This window comes from Psychrobacter immobilis (assembly GCF_904846225.1).
GTDB classification, from domain to species: domain Bacteria; phylum Pseudomonadota; class Gammaproteobacteria; order Pseudomonadales; family Moraxellaceae; genus Psychrobacter; species Psychrobacter immobilis_F.
Genome location: NZ_CAJGZJ010000005.1, coordinates 80,106 through 105,500 on the forward strand (window position 1 = coordinate 80,106; position 25,395 = coordinate 105,500).

Consider the following 25,395-nt stretch of genomic DNA (forward strand, 5'->3'; position numbering starts at 1 on the left):
TCTTTTTGTGTTTATTTCAAATTATGTTTATCTCAAAATAAGAACGTGAAAATTATAACGTCTGAGGATTGTCTAAAATATGTTTTTCACGCAGTTTTTGACGTAGCACTTTACCCACATTACTCTTTGGTAGTTCACTGACAAATTCGATATGACGCGGACATTTATAGCCAGTCAAATTGTCTAATGCAAATTCGGTAATGATTTCTTTAGTCACGTTATTATCTGCAGGGACAATATAAATTTTGACCGCTTCGCCTTGTCGTTCATCAGGAATACCAATCACTGCGCAATCAATAATGCCATCGCAGTCAAGCATAACCGATTCAACTTCATTTGGGAAAACGTTGAATCCTGAGACCAAAATCATGTCTTTTTTGCGATCAAGTAGGGTAAAGTAGCCTTTTTCATCCATACTAGCGATATCGCCCGTTCGGAAGTAACCATCGCTGGTAAAGTCTTCATTACTGTCTCTATTCAGATAACCTGAGGTCACGTTTGGTCCTTTGATGCACATCTCGCCTGCGTGATTAACGCCCACACGTTTACCATCTTCGTCAATGAGAATAATATCGATACTGGGTACGGGTATACCAATCGTTCCATTAAACTTGCGATCAGTAATGACGTTGGCAGTACCGCCAGCGACACCTTCAGTCATGCCCCAACCTTCGACCATCGGACAGCCAGTAACCTCTAACCAACGTGCGGCGGTCTGCTCAGTGGCTGCCATACCACCCGCTTGAGTGATTCTTAATGGACCAAAATTTAAGTCTTTAAAGCTTGGCTGATCAAGTAAAGCCTTGAATAGCGTGTTCACGCCTGGGAAAATATGGAAGGGTTGTTTTGATAATGTTTTGACAAAGCCCGCCATGTCACGTGGATTTGGTACCATTATAAAAGTGTAGCCTGAACGCATACCTAGCAAACTGAGTGAAAATGCAAAGATATGATAAAGCGGCAATGCCATGACCATATTGATATATACCTCATTAATCTCTGAGGTGACAGGACGGTACCAAGATTCTGCCATCAATGCAGCAGACACTATATTGCGCTGAGTCAGTATCGTACCTTTGGATAATCCTGTCGTTCCACCTGTATATTGCAAGATCGCCAATTGATCTAAGCTAATTTTTGGTGGATGAAAAGGTGGGTTTTTACCTCTTTTCAGCACGTCAGGAAACTTAGTGACTTCATGCTTTGGATCATCGAGTTTATACTTAGGTATTAAACGTTTGACTTGACGCACAATGGTATTGACCAACATACCCTTTAAACCCATCATATCGCCCAGTTTGGACAAGACAATACGCTTGATGGCAGTCTCATCGACGACTTGCTCTAATGCTTGTGCAAAGTTATCGACTACAAAAATAACCTGAGCACCTGAGTCATTTAACTGATGTCGCAGCTCACGCCCTGTATATAATGGATTAACAGGCGTACAAACGTAGCCCGCCCGCAAAATACCGATCATGGTTGGCAAGTATTGAGGGACGTTTGGCATCATTAGTGCTATTACACTGCCTCTAGGAAGCCCTTGTGCTTGTAACCATGCCGCCACAGCAAGTGACGCTTTATCAACGTCACCATAGGTATGAGTGACGCCCATACATATTGTCATTGGATGCATATGAAAACGATCAAAACACTCTTCATATAGCTCCATTATGCTGCTATATTTATCTGGATTGATGGTCTTAGGTACACCCTTCGGGTAATGGGCAAGCCATGGTTTATTCGGCGTCATAATCAGCGTCCTGGAAATTTAAAAGGGATTGAGATATTGCAATAAAGCAGTCTTATCCGTAGCAATGCAATATATCAACGCTGACGTAAATTATTTTTTGCTGAAAAAAATAACATGCTTATTTATTAACTGGTCGCTAAGTTTTCATTATCGTTATACATTTTTCTTAGCTATTGTTAGTAATTCATCATCGGATAGATTGAACAACAGATGGCGTAATAATATATTTTTTACGCTTGAATAAGCTGGATCTAGTGCTTATAACTAAAGTACCAAAAATCGATACATTCGAGCAATACACTAGCATGAATACAATATTAAGTAATATCGGTATAGCAATACTGAGCAGTACATAAATAAAGCTATAACATACAATCTATGTTTCATTAGAGTGAATAAAATTTAGCCATGTTAGCGCGTTTAGATATTAGCGCTCGACTTGAGGAGACGCGATAGCATAATGATTCTCTGATAAGCGCTAATAGGAAAGAATCATTAGCTATCAGCCTGTTCTGTGATCGCTTTTTGAATAGCATCGTATAATTTTTGTGGCACTCGGATAGGTCGCATTGGTATGGTGCTAGTAGAGGCAGTATTTGATTCATTATTAGATATCGATTCTGGCTTCACTAGGTTTTGTACGCAAGCAATAACGATTTTAGTGCAACTTAATAAACTGTTATTGGCTTTGTTAATAGAGCTATCATCTGATGTATGACGATGAATACTTTGATAAAATATCATGCTGGCAGGTTTTAGTTCAACTTTATCGATACGCACATTGATGACTTCATCCAGTAGAATGGCTCTTTTATATTGCAAATCGGCTTGACTCACGACAAAATGCTGTACGTCACCACTATCGGTCTGTAAAAAATAGCCATTAAGACCCAGCTCAGTAAACCAGTCGCGTCGGCAGTTTTCAAAGAATACCAAATGGTTGGCATGATAGACTATGCCACCAGCGTCAGTGTGGTTAATATAGACTTTATAATCAGCAGCAAATAGTGGCGCGCTTGATTTGTCGGATGTTGAGACTGCGTTTGAATCTTTACTCGTAGTGGCTGTCATAGTGATACTCATAAAATGGTTGGATCGCTGTCAGTTAATAAACGCGACTTAATAAATGTGACTTAATAAATGTGACTTAATAAATGTGACTTAACAAAGGTCATTTAATAAAAAGCGATGTATGTGGTAATAGATATAATTGATAGTAACAGTTACTTTATCGTAAGATACAAAAGCACGCAACAGATAGGCTGTCTTACGTCTGTTATCATAGCCACTTAGTTGCCGTTACCTCTCATATATTCGTATCAGCACTGTAGTTTAATTAATTAGTATAGGATGGTTTATGCCTCGTTTTGTCAGTTTTAATATCAATGGTATTCGCGCTCGCCAACATCAGCTTGAGGCTGTACGAGAGGTCATCGATCCTGATGTGATGGGTCTACAAGAAACGAAAGTTCATGATGAGCAGTTTCCACTTCAAGACATAGAAAGTCTTGGTTATCATGTAGAATATTTTGGCCAAAAAGCCCATTATGGTGTCGCACTATTGTCCAAGGTTGCGCCCATCTTTGTACAAAAAGGTTTTCCTAGCGAAGATGTAGAGGCGCAAAAACGTTTTATTCATGCTCGTTATGAATTTGACGGTCGTGAAATTGATGTGCTTAATGGTTATTTTCCGCAAGGAGAGAGTCAAGACCATCCTACTAAATTTCCTATGAAGCGTGCGTATTATGCCGACTTAATGGCTTATATCGATACTTTAAAAGCCGAAGGACGTTCGCTTATTATTATGGGTGATATGAATATTGCTCCAGAAGATATCGATATCGGCATTGGTGAAGTTAATGCGAAGCGCTGGCTTAAAAATAGAAAAACGTCATTTTTGCCAGAAGAACGTGAGTGGTATAGCGCATTAATGTCGCGCGAGTTGACCGATACGTACCGTTTGCACTACCCAGAAAGTACAGAGTTCTACAGTTGGTTTGATTATCGCAGTCGCGGATTCGATGATGACCCTAAGCGTGGTTTACGAATCGACCATATCTTATGTACGTCTGATTTGGTGGGTTCATGTGTCGATGCAGGTATCAGTTATGAGCTGCGAGCCATGGAAAAACCCTCTGACCATGCACCAATTTGGTCAGTATTTGATTTGAATAAGCTGTAGGACATGTCATCAATTAGCACGCTTAATCATTTAGTGGTCTTCAAATGGCTAAATTTTAAGCCTCACAATCTAAATGATGACACGGCCTAGTATTTATAAAATATTTATCTGAAAATTATCAGACTCTGTCTATAACTAATATCAAAAATTAAGTAATAAGGATTTAACGATGGCTGTCGGACATGTTGCAGTACCTACTACTATTTATCCTATCGAAGGAATCAAATTAAGCGCCACTGCAGCGGGTGTACGCTACAAAGATCGTGACGACTTAGTTGTGGTTGAGATAGCAGATAGGGCCACTACTGCGGTTGTGACTACCAAAAATACCTTTTGTGCTGCACCTGTGCGTATATTACGTGAGCACTTTGCGAAAGCCAGTCCGCGCTATTTGGTGACCAACACTGGCAATGCGAATGCGGGTACTGGCGCTGATGGTAAACGTCGTGCTATCGATATCTGTCAGGCTTTGGCGAGTAAAGCGGGTGTGGATATCAACGCAGTGTTGCCATTCTCTACTGGCGTGATTGGCGAGCCGCTAAACAGCGATGCCGTTATTGCAGGTTTAGATGAGGCGCTTGCCAATTTGGCTCCTAGCAATTGGCTGGCTGCGGCGAATGGTATTCGTACCACCGATACGGTTCCCAAGCTTGCTAGTCAAAAGGTTGATATAGATAATCTCAGCTATCACATTACTGGAATGTCAAAAGGTTCAGGTATGATACGCCCAAATATGGCGACCATGCTGGGTTACGTGGCGACAGATGCCAATATCGCTGCTGATTTACTACAAGAGATGCTAATCGCTATCAATGAGCAGTCTTTCAACCGCATCACAGTCGATGGCGATACGTCAACCAATGATTGCTGTGTATTAATAGCGACAGGTGCTGCCAGCTTGGATGTAATCGATAGCCCAAAACATCCGCATTATCAGCCAGTTTTTGCCGCCTTAACTGAAGTGTTCGTACGTCTAGCACAATTAATTGTACGTGACGGTGAAGGCGCTACCAAGTTCATGACCGTGAAAGTCACTGGTGGTAAGACAACACAAGAGTGCTGTGATGTGGCATATGCCGTTGCTCATTCGCCATTGGTAAAAACAGCATTTTTCGCTAGTGATGCCAATTGGGGTCGTATCTTAGCGGCAGTTGGTTATGCGGGTATCGAAGATCTGGATACAGAGCAAGTCGATGTATATTTAGATGAGGTGATGATTTGCCAAAATGGGGGCGTTGCCTCTAGTTATACGGAAGAGGCAGGCAAGATCGTCATGAGCCGCGCTGAGATTACCATTCACATTGATCTTGCCCGTGGTGATGCCAGCGATACGGTTTATACTTGTGATTTATCATACGATTATGTCAAAATTAATGCCGATTATCGCAGTTAAAACTGTTAGGCTTCTTAATTGTCTAATCTATACTTATTACAGAAAGCTAGAGTGCTTATTTTATAGCAAAAAGCTAGAGTGATAATCGCTCTAGCTTTTTGCTACCTACATTGCGGTGGTTATCAATTTACACTCTTATTCAATACGTTTTATTAACATCAGTTGCAAAAGCTGACGTTACTTTACAAAGCAGTCATAGAGAGAAAGGCGTTCTGCCCTCTATACTACCCTCAGTAAATAATAACAGCCAACGCAGAATACCAATTAACTGAGGATTGAATAATGAAAAAATTAGTACTTGCAGCGTTAATGACAACTTTTACCCTTTCAGGTTGTTCTATGATGAGTATGGACAATGAGCGCACAATGGTTGTTGAAGGACAGCCTATGAACGTTAAAGTCGTTAATATCAAAAGCTTTGATATAGAAATTGCCCCACGTAAGGCTGTTTGTGATCTTACTGCCAGTAATGGCATGAAAGTTGAATCACAGTGCTTACAGTACCGTCAGAGCTATCAGAAAAACTTTACCACTCTAAATGGCAACATCCAAGGCTTCACTTATGAGCCAAACTACCGTTACATGCTTGATGTACGTCAAGAAGCAGTGACTGCCGAAGGTTCTAACGTGGTACAACCAGTTTGGATTTTGAACGAAGTTATTTCAAAAACTGCTGAGTAATGTCAGAGATATTAGCTAATATTTATGAGTAGCTAGTAATCACAAAAAAGCCTCTAATTCGTTAGAGGCTTTTTTTGTTTTAGCAATAAATCTAATGGCCTAAATTAGCACTGATTATAGTTAGCACTGGCTATAGTTAACGCTGACACCGTGGGTCGCCGTTGGAATACGGTTATCAGCATAGACCGCAAGACCGCCACGAGCAGTCTCTTTATACTTATCAGACATATCAGCGCCTGTTTGCTTCATGGTTTCTATCGCTTTGTCTAATGAGACAAAGTGCTGACCATTACCTCTACAGGCCAAACGTGCGCCATTAATGGCTTTGACCGCGCCCATTGCATTACGCTCAATGCAAGGGACTTGCACCAGTCCGCCGATAGGGTCGCAAGTAAGACCTAAGTTATGCTCAATACCGATTTCAGCAGCATTTAAACATTTGGCCGGCGACCCATTCATGATTTCTGCCAATGCAGAGCCTGCCATGGCGCAAGCGGAGCCAACTTCACCTTGGCAGCCGACTTCAGCACCAGAGATTGAGGCATTTTGTTTGATTAAGCTACCGATAGCGGTGGCATTCAATAAAAACTTGCGTACACCGTCTTGGCTATAATTGGGCAAAAAGTCACGATAGTAGTGTAGTACGGCTGGAATGATACCTGCTGCACCATTGGTGGGTGCAGTCACCACTTTACCGCCATTGGCATTTTCTTCGTTGACGGCGAGTGCATACAAATCAACCCAGTCCATTGCTGCCAACTTATCAGTCTTTGATATTGGCTGATCTTTTTCGGCGCTCAGCTGCACATGTAAGTCTTTTGCACGCCGTTTGACATCTAGTCCGCCCGGTAAAATGCCTGAATTTTCACAGCCTTGTTTGACACAGTCTTGCATCACTTCCCAAATATTGTCTAAATAGGCGAATACTTCTTCTTTATCATGGAAGTGGCATTCGTTCGCCAATACTAAATCACTGATGCTTAACTCATGCTGAGAGCACTGATCTAGCAGTTCAGCCGCGTTATTAAAAGGGTAAGGCACACGATCAATCGTTGGACTGGCCTGATCTTCATCTGGATCGGTGGCGTCTTCTTCGTTAATCACAAAACCGCCACCCACTGAATAATAGGTCTGCTGATAGCGAGAACCGTCAATCAATGTGGCTCGAAGTGTCAATGCGTTAGGGTGATAAGGCAAAACAGTGTCATCGTACCAGTAGATATCTTGTTCGGTATCAAACGCAACCGTATGAATACCTGATACATTTAGTGTTTTGTCAGAAAAAATAGGAGAAAGATAGTTGCTAGTCAGTCGTGTATCAATGGTGCTGGGCGTATGTCCAAGTAATCCTAGCAGTATGGCCGTATCAGTTGCATGTCCTTTTCCTGTCGCCGCTAAAGAACCGTAAAGCTCAATTTCAATCTTTTCGATAGCCGTCAGTTCTGTTTGCTTGCCTAATGACGCGAGAAAAAGATTTGCAGCGACCATTGGTCCTACCGTATGCGAGCTTGATGGACCGATTCCGATTTTAAATAAGTCAAAAACACTAATCATAATAAATTACCGAAAATTTTAAGTGGGTTAGCAGATTTTATTTGCTGCTTTAATCACTTTTATTGAGAATAGTAATAGATAGCCATCGTTTCGATAAAACAACAAAAGTTAGGTATTAAATGCTATCTATGAAAGTAGTGGAGTAAAGGCATAAAGATAACGATTGAATAATAACTTTTATTTATTTTGAAACTCCGCTATCATGCTCGGAGTCAACTAATATGTAACATCCTGTAAGTTAGTTGTCGTTATAGATTACATAGAATCCTAAACGATCAAAATTGTTTTTAATAGAACATATCCAACCTTATGTGTTTACCAAGGAATATGACCATCATAGAAAATAGTACTTTTAGTTTGTTATATTAAAACATAAATGAATGAGCACGACCCATTATAGATGGGAAGATATAGAATTTCACTATTTATAGCAGTTTTTGGCCACTTATAGTAGTTTCTAGTCACATAGCCTAATTATAAAATTTTCGATTTAACGCATTTTCTATTTTATCAGTTATTTTAGCCTATTACTTTAGCTCAGCTCACATAGGATAAGCGCGCATGCCCTCTCAAAAAGACCACTCGTTATCTTCAGAAAACAGCGCTCAAGATCAGTCAGCTCAAAACATATCAGAAGCGGCAAGTATTGATTCAGCCACTATGAGTCATCCGCACAATCCAGACTTTGAAAATGGTCGATGGTTTCCGACATGGCAGCCTTATAAAGGAGATTTGGACCGTGATCCAGTCGGTATCAATGAATATTTGCCACCATCAAAAAGTGTCTTATTGGGTGTGCAGCATACTTTTGCAATGTTTGGGGCGACCGTATTAGCACCGTTGTTAATGGGGTTTGACCCCAACTTAGCTATCCTAATGTCGGGTATTTGTACAGTGATGTTCTTTATCATCACTGGTGGACGCATGCCGAGCTACTTGGGATCAAGCTTTGCTTTTATTGGTCCAGTCATCGCCGTTACAGCCTATGCGGGCGCAGGATTCAACAATAACTTGAATGTCGCGTTAGGTGGCATCATGGCCTGCGGCATTATTTATGCATTTATTGGGCTGCTGGTGATGAAAACGGGTACAGGCTGGATTGAGCGCTTAATGCCCCCAATCGTCACCGGTGCTATCGTCATGATTATCGGTCTTAACTTAGCGCCAGTAACCATCCAAGGAGTGTCTGCTAACCAGTTCGATGCTTGGATGGCTGTATTGACTGTACTACTTATTAGTGGTGTGGCTGTATTTACACGAGGTATGCTGCGTCGTCTGCTATTGTTGGTTGGCTTGATATTATCATACGGTGCTTATTTTATGATGACTAATGTCATGGGCTTTGAGTTAGCCATTGATTTTAGTGGTGTGGCTGCTGCTTCATGGTTTGGATTACCAAGTATTCATACCCCGCGTTTTGAGATGAGTGCGATTATCTTAATCGCTCCTGTGGCCTTTATTTTGGTTGCTGAAAATTTAGGGCATTTTAAGGCCGTTGAAGGCATGACCAAATCGCGTGTGACGCCTTACATGGGGCGTGCATTCTTTGCTGATGGTTTGGCGACAACTTTTTCAGCAGGATTTGGTGGAACAGGCGTTACCACTTATGCAGAAAACATCGGTGTCATGGCGGTGACCAAGGTATATAGCACAACGATATTTGTGATAGCGGGATTGGTTGCTATTTTGCTAGGATTATCGCCAAAATTTGGTGCCATCATACAGACGATACCAGCAGCGTTATTGGGCGGCGCATCCATTGTAGTATTTGGCTTGATTGCGATCGCTGGCGTAAAAATCTGGATAGACAGCCATATCGACTTTAGCAAAAACAGTAATTTAATTATCGCTGCTGTCACCGTCATCATGGGTACAGGTAACTTTAGCTTACACTTAGGCGGCTTCGATTTGGGCGGTATTGGTACTGCTACGCTGGCAGCTATCGTACTGAATGCATTGTTCAATCAAGGATCTGAGGCGAAGGCTGCCAATAAACAATCTGCCAAATAATGTCCATTACACCCAAATAATTAGTTTTCATTGCGCTTAGTTGAATCTGTGTCATTAAAAAAGCGCCCGTTCTATATATAGAATGGGCGCTTTTTATTGGTAAATATAATCAATTTACTTGTATTTACGCCTATAAAATCGTGCAAAAAATCGATAACGACGCAGTGCACGCGGCTTAGGTTTTAATGAGCCTAAGTAAATGGCAAACATAGTCAGTAGCGCGCCACTCCATTGTAAAGTATTAATCGGTTTATCCAGCCAGCTATAATCAATCACCAATGCCGCGATGGGTTCCGTTAACAGCAATAATCCAGTCAATGCTAGAGACAACTTAGGTATAGAATAGGCAATTAAACCCCATGCAAAGCATTGCATAACAGCGCCATAGACCAGTATCCAACCAATTTCAGACCAGGTATTTGGTAAAATATTGCCGCTATCAAACACAAACATAGGGACAATCATCGCTAATACGCCGCCAATACTAATCAGTTGCATCAACATAAATATCGGCGTCGGTTCAGTGTCATGCGTTTTACGAATAAATGTCATCGAGGCGGCAAGCATTGCTCCTGATAGGATACCAGTGACAAACCCCCAAGTGGCTGCTGTATTATGCGCAAACTCAGGACTGCCGATCATAGCGACACCAAGCATGGCTAAAAACAAACTGACGAGCTGTAGTATAGATTGGCGTTCATTAAAATATAAGAATCCAATTGCCGCTAAGAAAAAAATCTGTAAGCTATTGAGGAGGGTTGAGATACCTGGCCCTACGGCATAAATACTCTCGTGCCAAAGCGCCAAATCCAAACCCAAAAATACGCCTGATAACAAGCTATAAAAAATAGCGCGCCTTGAACGAGGTAGGCGTTGTCCTGTGACTTTGGCTAAGACTGCAAATACAATACCCGAGACAGCCAATCGCCAGAACGACATTGCCCAACCACCAATATCAACATGAGCAACAATCAAGCTGCCCAGTCCAAATATGATACAACCAATGACTAAGCCAATAGATGCAGATCGTGAAGAATCGGTGGCCATAGATTGCCCTTATTTTAGTATTGTTATTTGGAATTTTATTTTGTTAACGTGGGTATTAACACAGGCCATATTGTCGAGGTTTTGAGCCCAAAATGAAATGATTAAAATATAATTTATTTTGATTATTAAATGGGCCATCACAATATAGTCGCGTCACATCCTTACAGGAATGATATTGGCGCAGATGACACTGTTTGTTAACCTATTGGTTTATAATAGGAATGTTTTATTAACCTTTATATTAAAAACTTCAATACTATTAGCCTAGGTTTACTTATGTTTCGACGTTCATTATCAAAACGACAACTGTCTTTCGTATTGAGTTTACCGCTTGCGGTGTCGCGATATGGTTTTGCTACTAGCATCTTGTTTAGTGCATTATTCATCATACCAACTGCACAAGCAGCCAGCTGTAAAATCCCCAAAAGTTACTATAAAAATGTCTCTTGCACAGCGAGCAGTAGCTACTTTTTAGCCATAAAGGATTTCGGTGCGCCAGTGGCTTTGATTAATAATAAAGGCAAAAGTGTCGTTGATTTATCACGCTACCAAAAAGTCGATGCTGACAAGCTATCAGGCGGTTTGCTACCAGTGCAGCGCAACAATAAGATCGGCTACCTTAATATGAAAGGTAGAGAAGTGGTTCCTGCGATGTACGATGTACTGACAGAGAGCCAAGGTTGGGCGCGTCCCGTTTCTGAAGGACGTATCGTGGTAAAAAAAGAGGGCAATTACGGCGTCATTAACACTGCCAACAAAACCATCGTAGCGTTCTCGTCAACGATTAGTGACATTGATAATTATCAGAGTGGCATCACACGTGTACGTAAAAACCAAGCAATCAGCTGGCTAGATGAAAATGGTAAAACGGCGAATGATCCAAATAGTAAGAGTAATAATCAGTCCACAGCAGGGCAGTCTGCTACTAATAACAGCAACAGCTCCTCGGGTTCATCACAATCAAGAAATACAGCGCCCAATCGTTTTACGACGTTGCAACCGCGTCAGCAAGACGGCAAATGGGGTTTTGTCGATGACAACAATGTAACGATGATTACCTATTCTTTTGATGAGGTAAAGCCATTCTCTGAAGAATTGGCTGGCGTGCGTATCGGTAAAGACTGGGGATTTATCAACCTTGGCGGTGAGCTGGTGATTCCTTTTCGTTTCTCGAATAAAGGCGTGTCAGCTGGTGATAGTTACAAAGGTAAGTCAGCGTTCGTATTTGCAGAAGGTAAAGCTTGGATTGGTAACTTAAAGAATGGTACCAAGATGTGCATCGATAAAAAAGGCGATGGCGTTGGTTGTTAAACCTATCATTTAAATCCAAAAGCCAATTAAACCCAAAAGCCAACACGAAATATTTAGTATAAAAAAGAGTGTAAATCCTATGAGTTATCGATAGGTTTTACACTCTTTTTTATTGTCAATATGCTCAGATACTATTAATTTCAAAAATTGTCAATTTCAGACATTGTCAATTGAGAACATATTCTAAATCATCAAATATTATTTAGCCAATAAATGCGTGCTAATCAAGTCGACCATATAAGGCTGATAGTACTCAGGAATATCGTGCGCCATTCCTTCGATTAAGTGAAACTTGGCATTAGGAATAGTTCTAGCAACCACGCGCCCTTGTGAGGCAGGCAGCAGACCGTCTGCGCTACCGTGCAGCACGATCGTTGGTGCTTTAACTTGCTTACTGAAACGACTAATGGAGCCGGAAGCCAAAATAGCATTGAGCTGTTGTACAGTACCGAGCGGATGAAAGTTACGCTGATAACGTATTTTGGCAACCTCACGCACCATGCGTACATTCACGTGTCCAGGCGTACCAACGGTCTTCATAAACCACACACTATGACGCACGATATCGCGTTCAGAGTGACTCTCAGGACGGTTAATGAGCGTATATAGTTGCTTGGGTCTTGGTGGCCTCAAAAAAGCACGATTGGTCGTGGTAAACATTAATGCCATCCGCTGCACTAGGCTAGGATAGCGAGCTGCTACAATTTGGGCAATCATGCCGCCCATGGAGGCACCAAGCAGATGGGTGGCACCAAGGTTCAGGGTTTTGATCAAACGAGCCGTATCTTCTGCCATATCCGTTAGATTATAAGCAACGGGTGCGCCTTTATTGGACAATCCCGTTTGCAAGCGCATCATCATTTTGAGCTGACTGATACGCGGTAAACCTTCAATTTGGACTTTAGAAGACAAACCAATGTCACGATTGTCAAAGCGAATCACAAAAAAACCTGCATCAATGAAGCGTTTGATAAAGTTGTTGGGCCAAAATACCATTTGCGAGCCAAGTCCCATCACCATCAGTAATGGCGGGTCATTGGGGTTGCCGCCTGCCTCAACACAAAGCTCAATACCATCACCAATATCGATCATTGCTTGGTGAAGGTGTTCGCTAAGGTCGGATTCACGCCATTGGTGTTTACCGAATTTTTGCCACTCAGGCGTTGGGTAATGACTTGAGTTTTTAGCCAAGGTCTCAGACAATTCGGTGCCATTGATGTCAGTTGATTTTGTCATGAAGTATCCTAATTAGAGTCGTCTACTAAATCTCAAGCATCTCAAAATCGAGCTTGCCGACACCGCATTCTGGACAAGTCCAATCGTCAGGGATGTCTTCCCATTTGGTGCCGGGCGCAATGCCTTCTTCAGGACAGCCGAGCTCTTCATCATATATCCAGCCACAGACGATACATTCATAACGTTTCATAAATAATCCTATCGATCATTACCAGTGTTGCAGTAAGTTGTTAATGCTCATTTTTAGAGTCACAGTCATCATATTAGACTGTAAAAGCGCACGTAGTTTAGCATATAACCGTGATTTTCGTCGTTAAGTTTACACTTGTATATTGAGATTAATTGGCGTTTATCAAGGCATTTCTCTCTTTCATATTGATATAAGGCCCATCATTCTTATGCTGCAAGCCACAACATCTCTATCAGCTGTGATATAATCGCTGCCGAAAAATCCATAGTGATATCCATGATTCACTACCGTTATACTGTCATTTAAACAATGTCATTTAAACACCGTTATCTAAGCCATATAAACTAAGGGTTATTATGAGCAGCAATGCCGCCGTATCCGCTAACAACGCAGCCGAACCGTCTAATAGTCTCAATACTGATCATCAGTTTTGGCAAATTATTCGTACAGTACCAGACTTCCCAAAAGTCGGCATTGATTTTTATGACATTACGCCACTACTGCGCAGTCATATTAATGAAGTCATCGATGCGCTGCTTGCTGCATTGCCAGATGGGTTGATGGATAAGGTCGACTGTCTAGGGGCTGTGGAAGCGCGTGGTTTCGTGTTTGCAAGTCTGCTGGCAGGTCGATTGGGTAAAGGTATGATTTTGCTGCGTAAACCAGGCAAATTGCCACCGCCAGTTGCTAACAAGTCCTATGCATTAGAGTATGGTAAAGATACCCTTGAGATGCAAAATAATTTGCCACCTGAGCGCGTATTACTGGTTGATGACATCTTAGCCACTGGCGGCACGTTGACGACGGCTTATGAGCTTTGCCTGTCAGCCAGCCATACTGTGGTAGGCGTATTGGTATTGCTAGATTTAGTCGATTTGCATGGTGAGTTTCCAGTGCCTGTATATACGGTATTAAAGGCTTAATCTGAGTTTTTTAGAATGTCTTATCAATTGCACTAACCATATAAAACAAAAGCGCGCTGAATGATATCAGCGCGCTTTTTTAATTATTGTCGCAGTCCAAGTCGTTAAGCTGACTGTTTGGCTTGCTCATAGTTTTTGCAAGCCTGTTCGACCATTGTGCGACCAATCGTTTTTGGAGTCGTGATTTTAAAGTCCTTTGTGGTCAGTATTGGTTTTTCTGACTGCCAAGATTTGATGACTTTATTCTCAGCACCATAGTTCACGTAAGCTCTTTTATAGTAGCTAGCGTCTTTGCAAGAGATCAATAATTGCTGATCGCTATGGTGAATATTGGTTTCTTTATTTACTTTGGTCTCTTTGTCTTCGTTTTTTTGCCCAGTGCTTTTTTGTGCAGTGCTCTTTTGTGAAGGATAGGTTCTACGAATAGACACTGTAATATTTTCGATTCTTTTTTCATCTATGATACTGATGTCGGATTTTTCGATAGAATCTAAATCTAAACTAAAAATAGTTCCAGTAGGACTTTCTGATACTTTTGACCAGTTCACCGCATGTGCGCTGACTACTAGAGCACCTCCTGCCAATAATACTGATAGCCGTTTCATAATAAAGCCTTGCTTCTGCTTGTGGAAAGGAGGCCATAATAGCCAACTTGTTATTAGTAGGCAAATTTCTTTTATGACCCGCTGTCTCTGATGACACTCATAAAGCATCGTCAGTATTAATTATTACTGGTATCAATTATCGCTTATATCAGTGATTAATCATATTAATTACGCAGCGCCGCTAACATTTGGGCAAGCTCATCACGAGCACTGATGAAACCATCAATACCCTTTGGTAATAAATCTTGTGTGACGGTGTCTTGTTGATAAGCCGCACTGAACTCCTCATGGGTCAAGCTCACTCGAGTCATGTCTGCTACATCCAGTGACATGCTCGGCGACAGCTGCTGAATGACGTCTGTATCCATTGCTGCTAGCTCATCGATAAGGTTGGGCGCGATGGTCAGCAAATCACATCCTGCTAGCGCCAATATCTGCTCAGCTGAGCGGAAACTTGCTCCCATCACCTGCGTCTTGTAGTTATGTTGTTTGTAATATTGGTAAATACGTTTGACTGACTGTACGCCCATATCATCTGAAGTGGGTACGTTTTGACGGTTTTGTTGACGTTTTTGCCAATCTAAAATCCGGCCAACGAACGGCGATATCAGCGTCACGCCAGCATCGGCACAAGCAATCGCTTGGTGCTGTCCAAATAGTAAGGTTAGATTACAGTGGATATCTTGGGTCTCAAGATAGCGCGCGGCCTCAATACCTTGCCAAGTAGCCGCCATTTTAATCAACACACGCTCTGAATCGATACCTGCCTTTTCATAGGCTTCCATAAATTCTAAGGCTTTATCAATCGTCGCCTGAGTATCATAAGACAAACGAGCGTCAACCTCGGTAGAGACGCGACCTTCGATTAGCGCTAAAATATCACAGCCAATCTGTATGGTAAGCGCATCAATCGTCGCATCTACATTACCGTTATAATGGCTCATGGTCTCTGACATTATTCCTTGATTGTCAGGATGGATGAGCGCCTTAGTAATTAAGCTTGGATTGGTGGTCGCATCAATAGGCTTTAGACGCGCAATGGCGGTTAAATCGCCAGTATCAGCGACAATCGTGGACATGGTGCGAAGCTGTTGTAATGCGCTCATCAGATATCCTTTTTTCATCAATAATGGGGTTATTTTCTTATTTATAGTGATATTTACTGTTAATTTTGAACTGTAACATAGTTTTGAGCCTATGTTTCCCGATAGTTTGCCCATGCGTGTCTATCAGACGGTATAACTTTGCTAATATTAGTAGGTTTACGCACATTTACACCTATTTACACATGGGCACTGACGATAGTTTTTGTTATAGTAGAGCGGGTCAGCTATCTGGTTGCCGCATTTGTTATTTGATGTATTGTCAGCAGGTAGTAATCAGATATGATAAGACGAGCAGAGTACAATATTTTTGATAGATTGACCTATTGAATACTAGAGCGTGTCCTCAATTCAAGCGATTGTATCTAAATGGGCTAAAAATGGTTAAATTTTGCCAAACATTGTCAAATAGCTGATTAATATCTCGATATTATTTGCGTTATTTTCCTCGTTTGACTTTATATCTCATTTTTATGACCATTTTTAAAATGAGGACATGGCCTAAAATAAATATCGTAATACTCAAATAGTTATAAAACTCAGTAATAATATTAGAAAAAGGATGGGCGGTAATGAGTGAGCAGTCATCAGAGCAAAACATGGACAATCTAAATCAAACCATCGTCGATACCGCAACTGAAAAAGAATTTTTGGACAATATTCGTCAAAATATTGATGCGGTAGACTGCGAAATCCAAACGTTAATCAATAACCGCGCCAAGCTGGCTCAGCAAGTAGCCGCAGTAAAGAAAAACCACAACGTCAATAATCCGACTGCCGATAATAGCAATCCTATTTTTTATCGCCCTGAGCGTGAAGCGCAAGTATTAAAAGCGGTAATGAAACGCAATACTGGTCCAATCGCTGATGAAAAAATGGCGCGTTTGTTTCGTGAAATTATGTCAGTTTGTTTGGATTTAGAAGCACCGCAACGTATTGCTTTTTTGGGTCCAGTTGGCACCTTCACTCATGCAGCCGCACTCAAGCATTTTGGAAAAGCGGCAGATACGGTACCAATGACGACCATCACTGATGTGTTCCGAGAAGTCGAAGCGGGGACGGCTATGTATGGCGTGGTACCTGTTGAGAACTCTTCAGAAGGCGTGGTTAATCATACTTTAGATGGCTTTTTATCGTCTAACTTAAAAATCATTGGTGAAGTTGAGCTGCCCATTCATCAAAATTTCTTAGTCGCTGAACACACCAAGATTGATGGTCTAAGCCGTATTTATTCGCATCAGCAATCATTGGCGCAATGCCGTCATTGGCTGGATGTTAACTTTCCAAATGTCGAGCGTGTTGCGGTATCGAGCAATGGTGAAGCGGCACGTCGTTTGAAAAACGAATGGCATTCAGCAGCGATTGCAGGAGATGTGGCTGCTGTAGAATATGATTTACATAAGCTTTATACCAATATTGAAGACAATCCAAGTAACACCACGCGCTTCCTCATCATTGGTCATGAAGCGATTGCACCATCAGGTCAAGACAAAACTTCTATCGTGGTTTCAGCGCATGACAAAGCGGGCGCATTGATCGAAATCTTAAAGCCTTTGTCGTATCATGGCGTTTCTATGACCAGTATTGAAACACGTCCTGAACGTCCTAATAAGTGGGCATACGTCTTCTTTATTGATATGAATGGTCATGTTGATGAAGCAAATGTCAGTGCTGCTATTGCTGATATTCGTCCGTTGGTGAAAGACGTGCGTGTATTAGGCTCTTATCCAAAAGCGGTATTATAAATGTGATATATGCCCATACTTTTACCATAAATCATAAATCACGGTCATAATCAGAACCAAGAGGCTTAACTCATAATAGATGTCTTACCACATCTAAGGATAAATCATGCAGTCTACTCAATCGACCCAGTCAAATTTATCACCGCTAGTACCAGCCTATGACAGTATTCTGGAGTTGGCACCTTATCAGACAGGAAAGCCTGTTGAAGAGTTGACGCGTGAGTATGGCATCTCAGATGTGGTAAAGCTTGCCAGTAATGAAAACCCGATGGGCTGCTCACCGCATGTGACGCTGGCAGTGACGGAGCAATTGGGTCAGCTGGCGCGTTATCCTGATGGTAACGGTTATTATCTGAAGCAAGCCTTGGCTGATTTTAATGATGTCAACGTCGATCAGATTACTTTGGGCAATGGCTCTGACGATTTGCTCGATATTTTGGCGCGTAGCTTTACCAGTGCTGATGATGCGATTGTTTATAGTCAATATGCGTTTATTATTTATCCGATGTTGGCTAAAATGCAAGGCGCAACTGGTATAGAAGTGCCTGCTCATCGCTTTGGGCATGATCTAAAAGCAATGAGTCAGGCAGTTCAAGATAACCCAAACACTAAGATGGTGTTTATTGCCAATCCTAATAATCCAACTGGTACGCAGCTTGAGCATGAAGCGATGCGTGAATTTGTGGCCAGCGTGCCACGCTCAGTATTGGTGGTATTAGATGAAGCTTATATCGAATACAGCCCTGGAAGTAATAACCGAGCGCTGTTGGATGAATTTGACAATGTGGTCATCGTACGTACTTTTTCGAAAGCCTATGGGTTAGCTGGTCTACGTGTTGGTTATGCGTTAAGTTCGGTAGCAGTGGCGGATCTATTAAATCGCATTCGTCAGCCATTTAATGTTAGCCGTATTGGTCTAGCGGCTGCCGCTGCTGCACTTGCCGATCAGGAATTTATCGAAAAAACTCGACTGATGAATGACGAGCAAATGCGCTGGTTAGAAAAACAGTTTGATGCGCTAGGGTTGGGGTTTGTTAAGTCTCATGCCAACTTTATTATGGTAGAGGTGAAGGTTGAGATGGAGGACATCACGGCTGCTGTGATTCATCACTCATTATTGAAACAAGGCGTTATCATCCGCCCATTGACCGTTTATGGTCTGCCTAACTGGCTGCGTATCACGGTAGGATTGGCAGAGGATAATTTACGCCTCATTGATACCTTGCGCTCTATCTTGACCGAAGATTGATAAGATCATTAGATTTCTTTTAGGCAAGATATTTTTTAAAGAGATGAGCCAATCAATCCGCCACTAAATTTTATGACACGAACGTTGGATTACTTTATCTAAACTGACGTTCGTTTGTACAACGAGAAAAGCCGTGAGTAGCCAGCAAAAACATCAAGAAAACAACAGTCAATCGTTTTTAAATACGCAATCGCCATTATTTCAACAAGTTTGTGTGATTGGACTTGGGTTAATCGGTGCAAGCCTTGCACAAGCCATTAAAGACAATGGATTGAGTCAGCGTTTGGTCGCAGTCGATAGGCATGCGCCAAGTATAGAGGAAGCAATTAAACAAGGATTGCTGGATGCGGGTAGCTCAAGTCTGAGTGATGTGGTTGGTGGTAGTGATTTGATAGTCATTGCAGTACCAGTACAGGCAGTACGAGCAGTGTTTGTTGATATTAAACAGGCGATGGATGACGGACGGCTTGCGACTGATTGCATTATTACCGATGTCTGTAGCACCAAGGTCAATATTATTGATGCTGCCAAAGCCATTTTTACTGATTTACCTGTGGGTCTAGTCCCTGCGCATCCGATTGCTGGTGCTGAAAATTCAGGGTATCATGCTCGCCGTGCTAATTTGTTTGTCAATCATAGCGTCATTATTTGTGAACTACCAACGACCAATGGTTTAGCTATCGCAAAGCTGCGCTTGTTATGGGAGGCGGTGGGTGCAAAAGCGATGCCGATGGACGCATATCACCACGATGCCATATTGGCACATACCAGTCATTTACCGCACTTGCTGGCCTTTAATTTGGTTGAGCAACTGGCGAGCCATGATGATAATTTGGATATGTTTCGTTATGCCGCTGGTGGTTTTCGTGACTTTACACGCATCGCCGCCAGTGACCCTAAAATGTGGCACGATATATTTTTTGCCAACCAAAGCGCGATTGTTAGCGCTCTCGATGAGTATGGTGTCTATTTACAGACCATGCGCCAGCTTATCGTTGATAAAGATTCAACCGCCCTGATGGGACTTTTGGGCCGCGCGCAAGCCGCACGGCGACATTTTGGCCATATGTTAGCCAGCACCCCTTATACGGATACTTCTGCCATGTCAGCTTCTTATATTATTACGCCTAGCAATACCGTTTCTGGCACGATTACCATTCCTGGTGACAAGTCCATTTCTCACCGTAGTATTATGCTTGGTAGTCTTGCCACAGGCATCACGCATGTGACTGGATTTTTGGAAGGAGAAGATGCGCTTGCGACGTTGCAAGCGTTTCGTGATATGGGCGTGACCATTGAAGGACCTGATAATGGCAATTTAACCATTCATGGGGTCGGTATGAATGGCTTAAAACCAAGCAAAACGCCTCTATATATGGGTAATTCGGGCACCAGTATGCGCTTGCTGGCAGGTATATTGGCCGCACAACCATTTGATAGCGTGATGCTGGGCGATACCAGTCTGAATAAACGTCCGATGGAGCGTGTGGCAGCACCGCTACGTGGGATGGGTGCTATCATTCAAAGTACGGGGCATAGTGGTACAGCGCCACTCAGTATCACTGGTCGAGACACGGTCGGCAAACCATTACAAGGCATAGATTACGAGCTGCCAGTCGCTTCTGCACAGATTAAGTCATGCTTGCTGCTAGCAGGTTTATGGGCGCAAGGTACAACGAAGATTACCCAACCAGAAGTCAGCCGTGATCATACTGAGCGTATGTTGTCAGCCTTTGGTTATCCAGTCACCGTCGATGGTAATCGCATCAGTGTGGAAGGTGGCGGTACATTAACAGGTGGCGATATCGCCGTACCTGCTGATATCTCTTCAGCGGCCTTTTTTATGGTGGCTGCTGCCATTAGCCAAGATAGTGAATTGACCTTAACGCAAGTGGGTATCAACCCTACACGTACGGGCATTATTGATATTTTAAAATTAATGCAAGCCGATATCCGCTTAAGTAATGAGACCTATGTGGGCGGCGAACCAGTTGCAGATATTACGATTCGCAGCTCAAACTTAGTCGGCATAGATATACCCGAGCATCTCGTACCACTAGCGATTGATGAATTCCCAGTGTTATTTATCGCTGCCAGCTGTGCGCAAGGTCGTACCGTATTGACTGGGGCAAAAGAGCTGCGGGTCAAAGAATCTGACCGTATTGCAGTCATGGCCGAGGGTTTACAAACGCTTGGCATTGATTGTACGGTGACCGACGATGGTCTGATTATTGAAGGGAAGGGCGTTGAAGGTAATGGCATAAATAACAGCCAACCTATCTTTGGCGGTGGTCAGATTACCTCACATCATGATCATCGAATTGCCATGAGTTTTGCGGTTGCCAGCTTACGTGCATCAAAGCAAATCATTATCGAAGGGGTTGAAACGGTCAATACCAGCTTCCCGGGATTTGCAGAACTTGCCAATCAAATTGGTATGTCTATTCAAGTTGATAGTACTAGCACTTAATGCTGTATCGTTTTTTCTGAATGCGCATGAGTCAGTAGACTTATAAATAAGATTAACGCACTTATTTGCTAGGACACGCCCTAATCTTTAGGTAATTTTATTTCAAAACAGTGGTTATCGTTAGCAATGTGTAGATGTCTATTATGGCATTTACGCATTGCTTTTTAACTTGTATTCTATCCGTAGTGACCCTGCGTGTTTGCCATTGTATTAATATAAAAATTAACAATAGGTGAGGACGCGCTTTGCTCTAAAAAGATGTACTTTATTATGACTACCCAAAACGTCATCAAAAAATCTGTTGCCCCTATTAAAACGACCAGACGCGGTATTGTTACTGCGCTTATCGCTTTTTCTATCTGGGGCGCTTTCCCTTTATACTTTAAGCAATTGTCTGATTATAATGCCACCGAAATCATTGGTCATCGCATTGTTTGGACCTTTGCCTGCTTACTGGTCGTATTGGTAGTTACTAAGCGTTGGCAGTGGATATCGACGCTCAAGCAAAACCCGAAATGGATAGCCTATACCTTTATCTCTGGTGTTATCATTGCTATCAATTGGCTTACCTATGTGTGGGCGGTCAACAATGATCAGATTTTAGAAGCCAGTTTAGGGTATTTTATTGGACCACTCGTTGGCGTTGGGCTGTCGATGATTCTGTTTAAAGAGCGTTTGCGTACCTTGCAGTGGGTGGCGATTGGTTTTGCGTTATTGTCGGTCGTCATTCAAGTAGTTATGCTGGGTAGCTTGCCGTGGATATCATTGATATTAGCCTTTAGTTTTAGCACTTATGGCACCATTCAGCGGCAGACGCCTTTGACCGCAGTCGATGCGATGTTTGTTGAAACTGCCATGCTGTTGCCTATTTTTCTATGGTGGTTTTGGCAGTCTGATGTGGCCAGTAGCCATATCGGCTTTTGGTTCACGCCTTCTATTTGGCTATTAATGCTGGCAGGCCCCATTACTTTGATACCGTTATTGATGTTTAATAAATCTACTAAGTTAGTCGCTTATAGTATTCTTAGCTTTATGAATTATTTGACACCAACCTTTATTTTCTTCTTAGCTGTCTTTTATTATAAAGAGCCGTTTGATTTACATCGTTTAGCGGTATTTGGTCTGATTTGGTTAGGATTGTTGTTATTTAGCATTGATCTATGGCGACATCGTCCAAGTAAACAGTTAAAAGCGGCGCGCCTGCGTGAAGAATCATTATCATCAAACACGCCCTAGTCAAAAAATATAATTAACAAGGATGGAAGCATGTTTCATACCCAATCTGACGTCGTATTTGTAAAAGGCTTAAAAGTAGAAGCAGTGATTGGCGTTTATGAGTGGGAGCGTGCTATTACTCAGCCACTACTCATTGATATCGCGCTTGAGACCGATATTAGCCGTGCCGCTGTGTCAGATGATGTCGAGGATGCAGTAAACTATAAAGCGGTCTGTGATGACGTGAACGAATGGTGTCAAGCCATTAAAGCAAAGCTGCTTGAGCATCTGGCGGGACAAATCGCTGATAAGCTACTCGCCAAATACGCCATCCACCAAGTGACGTTAAGTATTGCTAAGCCAACTGCTATTAAGCAAGCGGATGCGGTTGGTGTGCAAATCACGCGCCATGCCAAAGCTTTGTCTAATGAGCCAGCTGTACATAGTACTGATAATAATCAAACCCACGATGTATAAAGAGCTGGCTGATTTGAATTTTGATACTTTAGAAAAGCAGGCGCTCGAAGCGTTGCAGGCACAATCGGTAATGGCCGTACTATTGGCATTGGGGAGTAATTACCAAGCTGAAATATACCTACCAATCGTGCGAGCGTCTCTAGCGACCTTAGGTGAAATAAAGCTATCTACGGCCTTTCAAAATCCTGATTTTACAGCGACCTTTGAGCTGCCAAAACCTGACTATACTAATCAATGCGTCTATTTATCTCTGAAATCGTCCATGACATTGCAGCAGCTGCAGCAAACACTCAAACAGTTTGAATGTGATTGTCATAGGCAACGCTCAGCAGAACAGTCGATGCTTGTAAAGCAAGTCACAATGGACATCGATGTATTATTAGTTCATTTGGATATGAATCATAATAGCCTAAGCAATAAATCTGAATTCAAATGGATAATCATGGCAGACCGTTATCCATTTAAACGCCATGAAAAAGCGGGGATTAAAGAGTTGGTAGCGAATGGTTTTTGAACGGCTGACTATTATTAAAATTGAAGAATTGATATCGACAATACAAGCGATTGCTCATACTGATGTCTAAACAATGCGACTGACCTAAATAGAAATTAAATCAGTCATCATGAATCATTTAGGTGTTAAGAAGAGCATGAGGCAGAGGTTATAGTCTGCCTAGGTAAGGGGAATACCTTGTCAAAAATAAGCGTAAATACGAAGGTGTAGACTAAGAAAAACACCAACAATGCAGCTTCCATTACAAAGGCTGTCCATAGCCCGACACCATACCATAGCATATATAACGGTAAGCAGATCAAGATTAGGCCGCCTTCAAATCCTAGGGCATGAAACGCTCGTAAGATAAGGGTACGGTCATTAATGTTGAAACGTTTTTCAGTATATTCAAAAGCTGAATTGTAGATAAAGTTCCAAATCACTGCTGCGCCTGAGACCATAATCGCCAAAGGAAGAGATTGTAGTGCATCGCTACCGCTGAGCAGCATGAGAAGAAATGTAGATAATAGAATGGCCAGTATTTCAAAAACAGTCACGTAAACAATACGGCGTTTGATAGGGGTTAGTGTATTCAACCGGAACTCCAATGAGCCTTTTTGGCTTTTATAGATAACAAAAAGCCGGTCCGTCCCGGTTAACATAAAAACAGATAAACATTAAAGCAGTACCACGGTTTCCGCCTGCACCACTATTATAACCAAATTTTTTGATAAATAAAAATGCAGTACACCGTAGTATTTGTAAGCCAACGGTAATTTTATTTCAGTTTAGCATCGATCTCATCTACATCAGCACGACCAATGACGTCCAAATCCTCTAGACACAGTTTGTCGTACTCTTTTGTGCAAAATTCTGGATCAATTTGGCACATCGCAGCTTGTAGCTGATCCAGACGGTTCTCTGATTGCTGAATATGTTCGAGCATTTTAGCAAATGCTTCTGCGACAGGGTCTTGTGAAGACGGGTCGATACCATAGGCCTGAAAAGCCGTCGTGCGTGCTGCGTTAGACGAGGTGTTTTTAGACGGATTTTTATTTCTTGTCCCTGCTTGTGCCACTCTTTCTTGCTGCTTCGCATCCTGTACTTTGGTGGCGATGGGATTGCCTTTTTCATCATGATGATCTGAGATCATACGGGCTGCACTACCGACCATCGTAGCACCTGCTGGTACCGGTTTTACCACCACTGCATTTGAGCCTATTTTTGCGTTTTTACCGACCGTGAATGGCCCCAATACTTTTGCTCCAGCACCAACCGTGACACCGTCTTCTAGCGTTGGGTGGCGTTTGCCATTATTCCAAGAGACACCGCCCAAAGTCACACCGTGATACAAGGTGACGTCATTACCAATCTCAGCAGTTTCCCCAATGACGACGCCGACACCATGGTCAATAAAAAATCGTCTACCAATTTTGGCAGCAGGGTGAATCTCGATGCCAGTGATGATGCGTGAGCCGTATGAGACGACACGTGCTGCAAGTTTTTGTTCATTGTTCCAAAGACAATGTGCCCCGCGATGTAAGATAAGCGCGTGGATGCCAGGGTAGGTCAAGATGACTTCCAGACTATTACGTGCCGCAGGATCGCGGTTGAATACTGCATCAATGTCTTCTTTTAGATCTTTTTTGATGCTGGCAAACGATTTGAACAATTTGGCTGGCAGTGACATACAGTGTCCTATCTATTCATCGGTAAAATGTCTGTACTAAAAGTGGTGTTACGAGGGCATATCTTTAA

General features: G+C 42.3%; 22 protein-coding genes. 12 read left to right on the forward strand and 10 right to left on the reverse strand.

Translation table 11 applies throughout. The features are described 5' to 3' along the window. Nucleotides 1-52: 52 nt before the first annotated feature. Together JMX48_RS05555 and JMX48_RS05560 are read right to left on the reverse strand one after the other, a co-directional pair. Nucleotides 53-1,753, reverse strand: coding sequence for an AMP-binding protein (locus JMX48_RS05555; RefSeq protein WP_201535318.1), 1,701 nt, complete (start codon nucleotides 1,751-1,753; stop codon nucleotides 53-55). A 495-nt stretch (nucleotides 1,754-2,248) separates the two neighbouring features. Further along, nucleotides 2,249-2,824, reverse strand: a complete 576-nt coding sequence (locus JMX48_RS05560) for a thioesterase family protein (protein WP_201535321.1) — start codon at nucleotides 2,822-2,824, stop codon at nucleotides 2,249-2,251. A gap of 286 nt (nucleotides 2,825-3,110) precedes the next feature. On the opposite strand from JMX48_RS05560, the gene xthA reads away from it, so the two are divergent. From xthA to JMX48_RS05575, 3 genes are all read left to right on the forward strand, one after another. Next, entirely contained in the window at nucleotides 3,111-3,935 is an 825-nt protein-coding gene (gene xthA, locus JMX48_RS05565) for an exodeoxyribonuclease III (protein ID WP_201535323.1), read from the forward strand. 169 nt (nucleotides 3,936-4,104) lie between these two features. Further along, on the forward strand, nucleotides 4,105-5,328 hold the full coding sequence (gene argJ, locus JMX48_RS05570; RefSeq protein WP_201535325.1) for a bifunctional glutamate N-acetyltransferase/amino-acid acetyltransferase ArgJ: 1,224 nt from the start codon (nucleotides 4,105-4,107) through the stop codon (nucleotides 5,326-5,328). Nucleotides 5,329-5,610: 282 nt separating this feature from the next. Continuing rightward, nucleotides 5,611-6,009 carry a DUF4377 domain-containing protein gene (locus JMX48_RS05575; RefSeq protein WP_201535327.1) on the forward strand — a complete coding sequence of 133 codons (399 nt, stop codon included), beginning with the start codon at nucleotides 5,611-5,613 and terminating at the stop codon, nucleotides 6,007-6,009. 120 nt (nucleotides 6,010-6,129) lie between these two features. On the opposite strand, the gene JMX48_RS05580 is transcribed toward JMX48_RS05575, so the two are convergent. Next, the gene (locus JMX48_RS05580; protein WP_227687912.1) at nucleotides 6,130-7,563 is read right to left on the reverse strand and encodes an L-serine ammonia-lyase; all 1,434 of its coding nucleotides are present in this window, start codon (nucleotides 7,561-7,563) and stop codon (nucleotides 6,130-6,132) included. Nucleotides 7,564-8,223: 660 nt separating this feature from the next. On the opposite strand from JMX48_RS05580, the gene JMX48_RS05585 reads away from it, so the two are divergent. Further along, on the forward strand, nucleotides 8,224-9,573 hold the full coding sequence (locus JMX48_RS05585) for a solute carrier family 23 protein (RefSeq protein WP_413786350.1): 1,350 nt from the start codon (nucleotides 8,224-8,226) through the stop codon (nucleotides 9,571-9,573). Nucleotides 9,574-9,687: 114 nt separating this feature from the next. On the opposite strand, the gene JMX48_RS05590 is transcribed toward JMX48_RS05585, so the two are convergent. Beyond that, on the reverse strand, nucleotides 9,688-10,620 hold the full coding sequence (locus tag JMX48_RS05590) for a DMT family transporter (RefSeq protein ID WP_201535332.1): 933 nt from the start codon (nucleotides 10,618-10,620) through the stop codon (nucleotides 9,688-9,690). A 276-nt stretch (nucleotides 10,621-10,896) separates the two neighbouring features. On the opposite strand from JMX48_RS05590, the gene JMX48_RS05595 reads away from it, so the two are divergent. Then, complete coding sequence (locus tag JMX48_RS05595; RefSeq protein ID WP_201535334.1) at nucleotides 10,897-11,931, forward strand: WG repeat-containing protein; 1,035 nt, start codon at nucleotides 10,897-10,899, stop codon at nucleotides 11,929-11,931. A gap of 198 nt (nucleotides 11,932-12,129) precedes the next feature. On the opposite strand, the gene JMX48_RS05600 is transcribed toward JMX48_RS05595, so the two are convergent. Together JMX48_RS05600 and JMX48_RS05605 are read right to left on the reverse strand one after the other, a co-directional pair. After that, on the reverse strand, nucleotides 12,130-13,167 hold the full coding sequence (locus JMX48_RS05600; RefSeq protein ID WP_227687913.1) for an alpha/beta fold hydrolase: 1,038 nt from the start codon (nucleotides 13,165-13,167) through the stop codon (nucleotides 12,130-12,132). A gap of 25 nt (nucleotides 13,168-13,192) precedes the next feature. Further along, on the reverse strand, nucleotides 13,193-13,357 hold the full coding sequence (locus tag JMX48_RS05605; protein WP_021814629.1) for a rubredoxin: 165 nt from the start codon (nucleotides 13,355-13,357) through the stop codon (nucleotides 13,193-13,195). Between the two features lie 356 nt (nucleotides 13,358-13,713). On the opposite strand from JMX48_RS05605, the gene JMX48_RS05610 reads away from it, so the two are divergent. Next, nucleotides 13,714-14,280: an adenine phosphoribosyltransferase gene (locus tag JMX48_RS05610; protein ID WP_201535336.1), complete on the forward strand. Its 567-nt coding sequence runs from the start codon at nucleotides 13,714-13,716 to the stop codon at nucleotides 14,278-14,280. A 104-nt stretch (nucleotides 14,281-14,384) separates the two neighbouring features. On the opposite strand, the gene JMX48_RS05615 is transcribed toward JMX48_RS05610, so the two are convergent. Both JMX48_RS05615 and JMX48_RS05620 read right to left on the reverse strand, forming a co-directional pair. Continuing rightward, on the reverse strand, nucleotides 14,385-14,885 hold the full coding sequence (locus JMX48_RS05615) for a hypothetical protein (protein WP_201535339.1): 501 nt from the start codon (nucleotides 14,883-14,885) through the stop codon (nucleotides 14,385-14,387). Nucleotides 14,886-15,049: 164 nt separating this feature from the next. After that, the gene (locus tag JMX48_RS05620; protein WP_201535342.1) at nucleotides 15,050-15,991 is read right to left on the reverse strand and encodes a transaldolase; all 942 of its coding nucleotides are present in this window, start codon (nucleotides 15,989-15,991) and stop codon (nucleotides 15,050-15,052) included. 569 nt (nucleotides 15,992-16,560) lie between these two features. Between JMX48_RS05620 and pheA the strand changes: the two genes are divergently transcribed. The 6 genes from pheA to JMX48_RS05650 all read left to right on the forward strand — a co-directional run bounded on the left by pheA (nucleotide 16,561) and on the right by JMX48_RS05650 (nucleotide 23,658). Next, on the forward strand, nucleotides 16,561-17,733 hold the full coding sequence (pheA, locus tag JMX48_RS05625; protein ID WP_201535345.1) for a prephenate dehydratase: 1,173 nt from the start codon (nucleotides 16,561-16,563) through the stop codon (nucleotides 17,731-17,733). Between the two features lie 106 nt (nucleotides 17,734-17,839). Beyond that, a complete protein-coding gene (gene hisC, locus JMX48_RS05630) occupies nucleotides 17,840-18,982 on the forward strand; it encodes a histidinol-phosphate transaminase (RefSeq protein ID WP_201535348.1) in 1,143 nt (380 codons plus the stop codon). Nucleotides 18,983-19,115: 133 nt separating this feature from the next. Further along, the gene (locus tag JMX48_RS05635) at nucleotides 19,116-21,452 is read left to right on the forward strand and encodes a bifunctional prephenate dehydrogenase/3-phosphoshikimate 1-carboxyvinyltransferase (RefSeq protein WP_201535351.1); all 2,337 of its coding nucleotides are present in this window, start codon (nucleotides 19,116-19,118) and stop codon (nucleotides 21,450-21,452) included. 270 nt (nucleotides 21,453-21,722) lie between these two features. After that, nucleotides 21,723-22,688 carry an EamA family transporter RarD gene (rarD, locus tag JMX48_RS05640; RefSeq protein ID WP_201535353.1) on the forward strand — a complete coding sequence of 322 codons (966 nt, stop codon included), beginning with the start codon at nucleotides 21,723-21,725 and terminating at the stop codon, nucleotides 22,686-22,688. A gap of 30 nt (nucleotides 22,689-22,718) precedes the next feature. Then, nucleotides 22,719-23,144, forward strand: a complete 426-nt coding sequence (folB, locus tag JMX48_RS05645; protein ID WP_201535355.1) for a dihydroneopterin aldolase — start codon at nucleotides 22,719-22,721, stop codon at nucleotides 23,142-23,144. A 13-nt stretch (nucleotides 23,145-23,157) separates the two neighbouring features. Next, a complete protein-coding gene (locus tag JMX48_RS05650) occupies nucleotides 23,158-23,658 on the forward strand; it encodes a 2-amino-4-hydroxy-6-hydroxymethyldihydropteridine diphosphokinase (protein WP_227687914.1) in 501 nt (166 codons plus the stop codon). A gap of 125 nt (nucleotides 23,659-23,783) precedes the next feature. On the opposite strand, the gene JMX48_RS05655 is transcribed toward JMX48_RS05650, so the two are convergent. After that, a complete protein-coding gene (locus tag JMX48_RS05655; RefSeq protein WP_227687915.1) occupies nucleotides 23,784-24,233 on the reverse strand; it encodes a PACE efflux transporter in 450 nt (149 codons plus the stop codon). Nucleotides 24,234-24,415: 182 nt separating this feature from the next. Next, nucleotides 24,416-25,327, reverse strand: a complete 912-nt coding sequence (gene cysE, locus JMX48_RS05660; protein ID WP_201535359.1) for a serine O-acetyltransferase — start codon at nucleotides 25,325-25,327, stop codon at nucleotides 24,416-24,418. Nucleotides 25,328-25,395 lie beyond the last annotated feature (68 nt).

Coding starts and splice junctions, on each gene's coding strand:
- JMX48_RS05555 (WP_201535318.1), bottom strand. CDS start 1,753: ATGACGCCGAATAAACCATGGCTTGCCCATTACCCGAAGGGTGTACCT.
- JMX48_RS05560 (WP_201535321.1), bottom strand. CDS start 2,824: ATGACAGCCACTACGAGTAAAGATTCAAACGCAGTCTCAACATCCGAC.
- xthA (WP_201535323.1), top strand. CDS start 3,111: ATGCCTCGTTTTGTCAGTTTTAATATCAATGGTATTCGCGCTCGCCAA.
- argJ (WP_201535325.1), top strand. CDS start 4,105: ATGGCTGTCGGACATGTTGCAGTACCTACTACTATTTATCCTATCGAA.
- JMX48_RS05575 (WP_201535327.1), top strand. CDS start 5,611: ATGAAAAAATTAGTACTTGCAGCGTTAATGACAACTTTTACCCTTTCA.
- JMX48_RS05580 (WP_227687912.1), bottom strand. CDS start 7,563: ATGATTAGTGTTTTTGACTTATTTAAAATCGGAATCGGTCCATCAAGC.
- JMX48_RS05585 (WP_413786350.1), top strand. CDS start 8,224: ATGAGTCATCCGCACAATCCAGACTTTGAAAATGGTCGATGGTTTCCG.
- JMX48_RS05590 (WP_201535332.1), bottom strand. CDS start 10,620: ATGGCCACCGATTCTTCACGATCTGCATCTATTGGCTTAGTCATTGGT.
- JMX48_RS05595 (WP_201535334.1), top strand. CDS start 10,897: ATGTTTCGACGTTCATTATCAAAACGACAACTGTCTTTCGTATTGAGT.
- JMX48_RS05600 (WP_227687913.1), bottom strand. CDS start 13,167: ATGACAAAATCAACTGACATCAATGGCACCGAATTGTCTGAGACCTTG.
- JMX48_RS05605 (WP_021814629.1), bottom strand. CDS start 13,357: ATGAAACGTTATGAATGTATCGTCTGTGGCTGGATATATGATGAAGAG.
- JMX48_RS05610 (WP_201535336.1), top strand. CDS start 13,714: ATGAGCAGCAATGCCGCCGTATCCGCTAACAACGCAGCCGAACCGTCT.
- JMX48_RS05615 (WP_201535339.1), bottom strand. CDS start 14,885: ATGAAACGGCTATCAGTATTATTGGCAGGAGGTGCTCTAGTAGTCAGC.
- JMX48_RS05620 (WP_201535342.1), bottom strand. CDS start 15,991: ATGAGCGCATTACAACAGCTTCGCACCATGTCCACGATTGTCGCTGAT.
- pheA (WP_201535345.1), top strand. CDS start 16,561: ATGAGTGAGCAGTCATCAGAGCAAAACATGGACAATCTAAATCAAACC.
- hisC (WP_201535348.1), top strand. CDS start 17,840: ATGCAGTCTACTCAATCGACCCAGTCAAATTTATCACCGCTAGTACCA.
- rarD (WP_201535353.1), top strand. CDS start 21,723: ATGACTACCCAAAACGTCATCAAAAAATCTGTTGCCCCTATTAAAACG.
- folB (WP_201535355.1), top strand. CDS start 22,719: ATGTTTCATACCCAATCTGACGTCGTATTTGTAAAAGGCTTAAAAGTA.
- cysE (WP_201535359.1), bottom strand. CDS start 25,327: ATGTCACTGCCAGCCAAATTGTTCAAATCGTTTGCCAGCATCAAAAAA.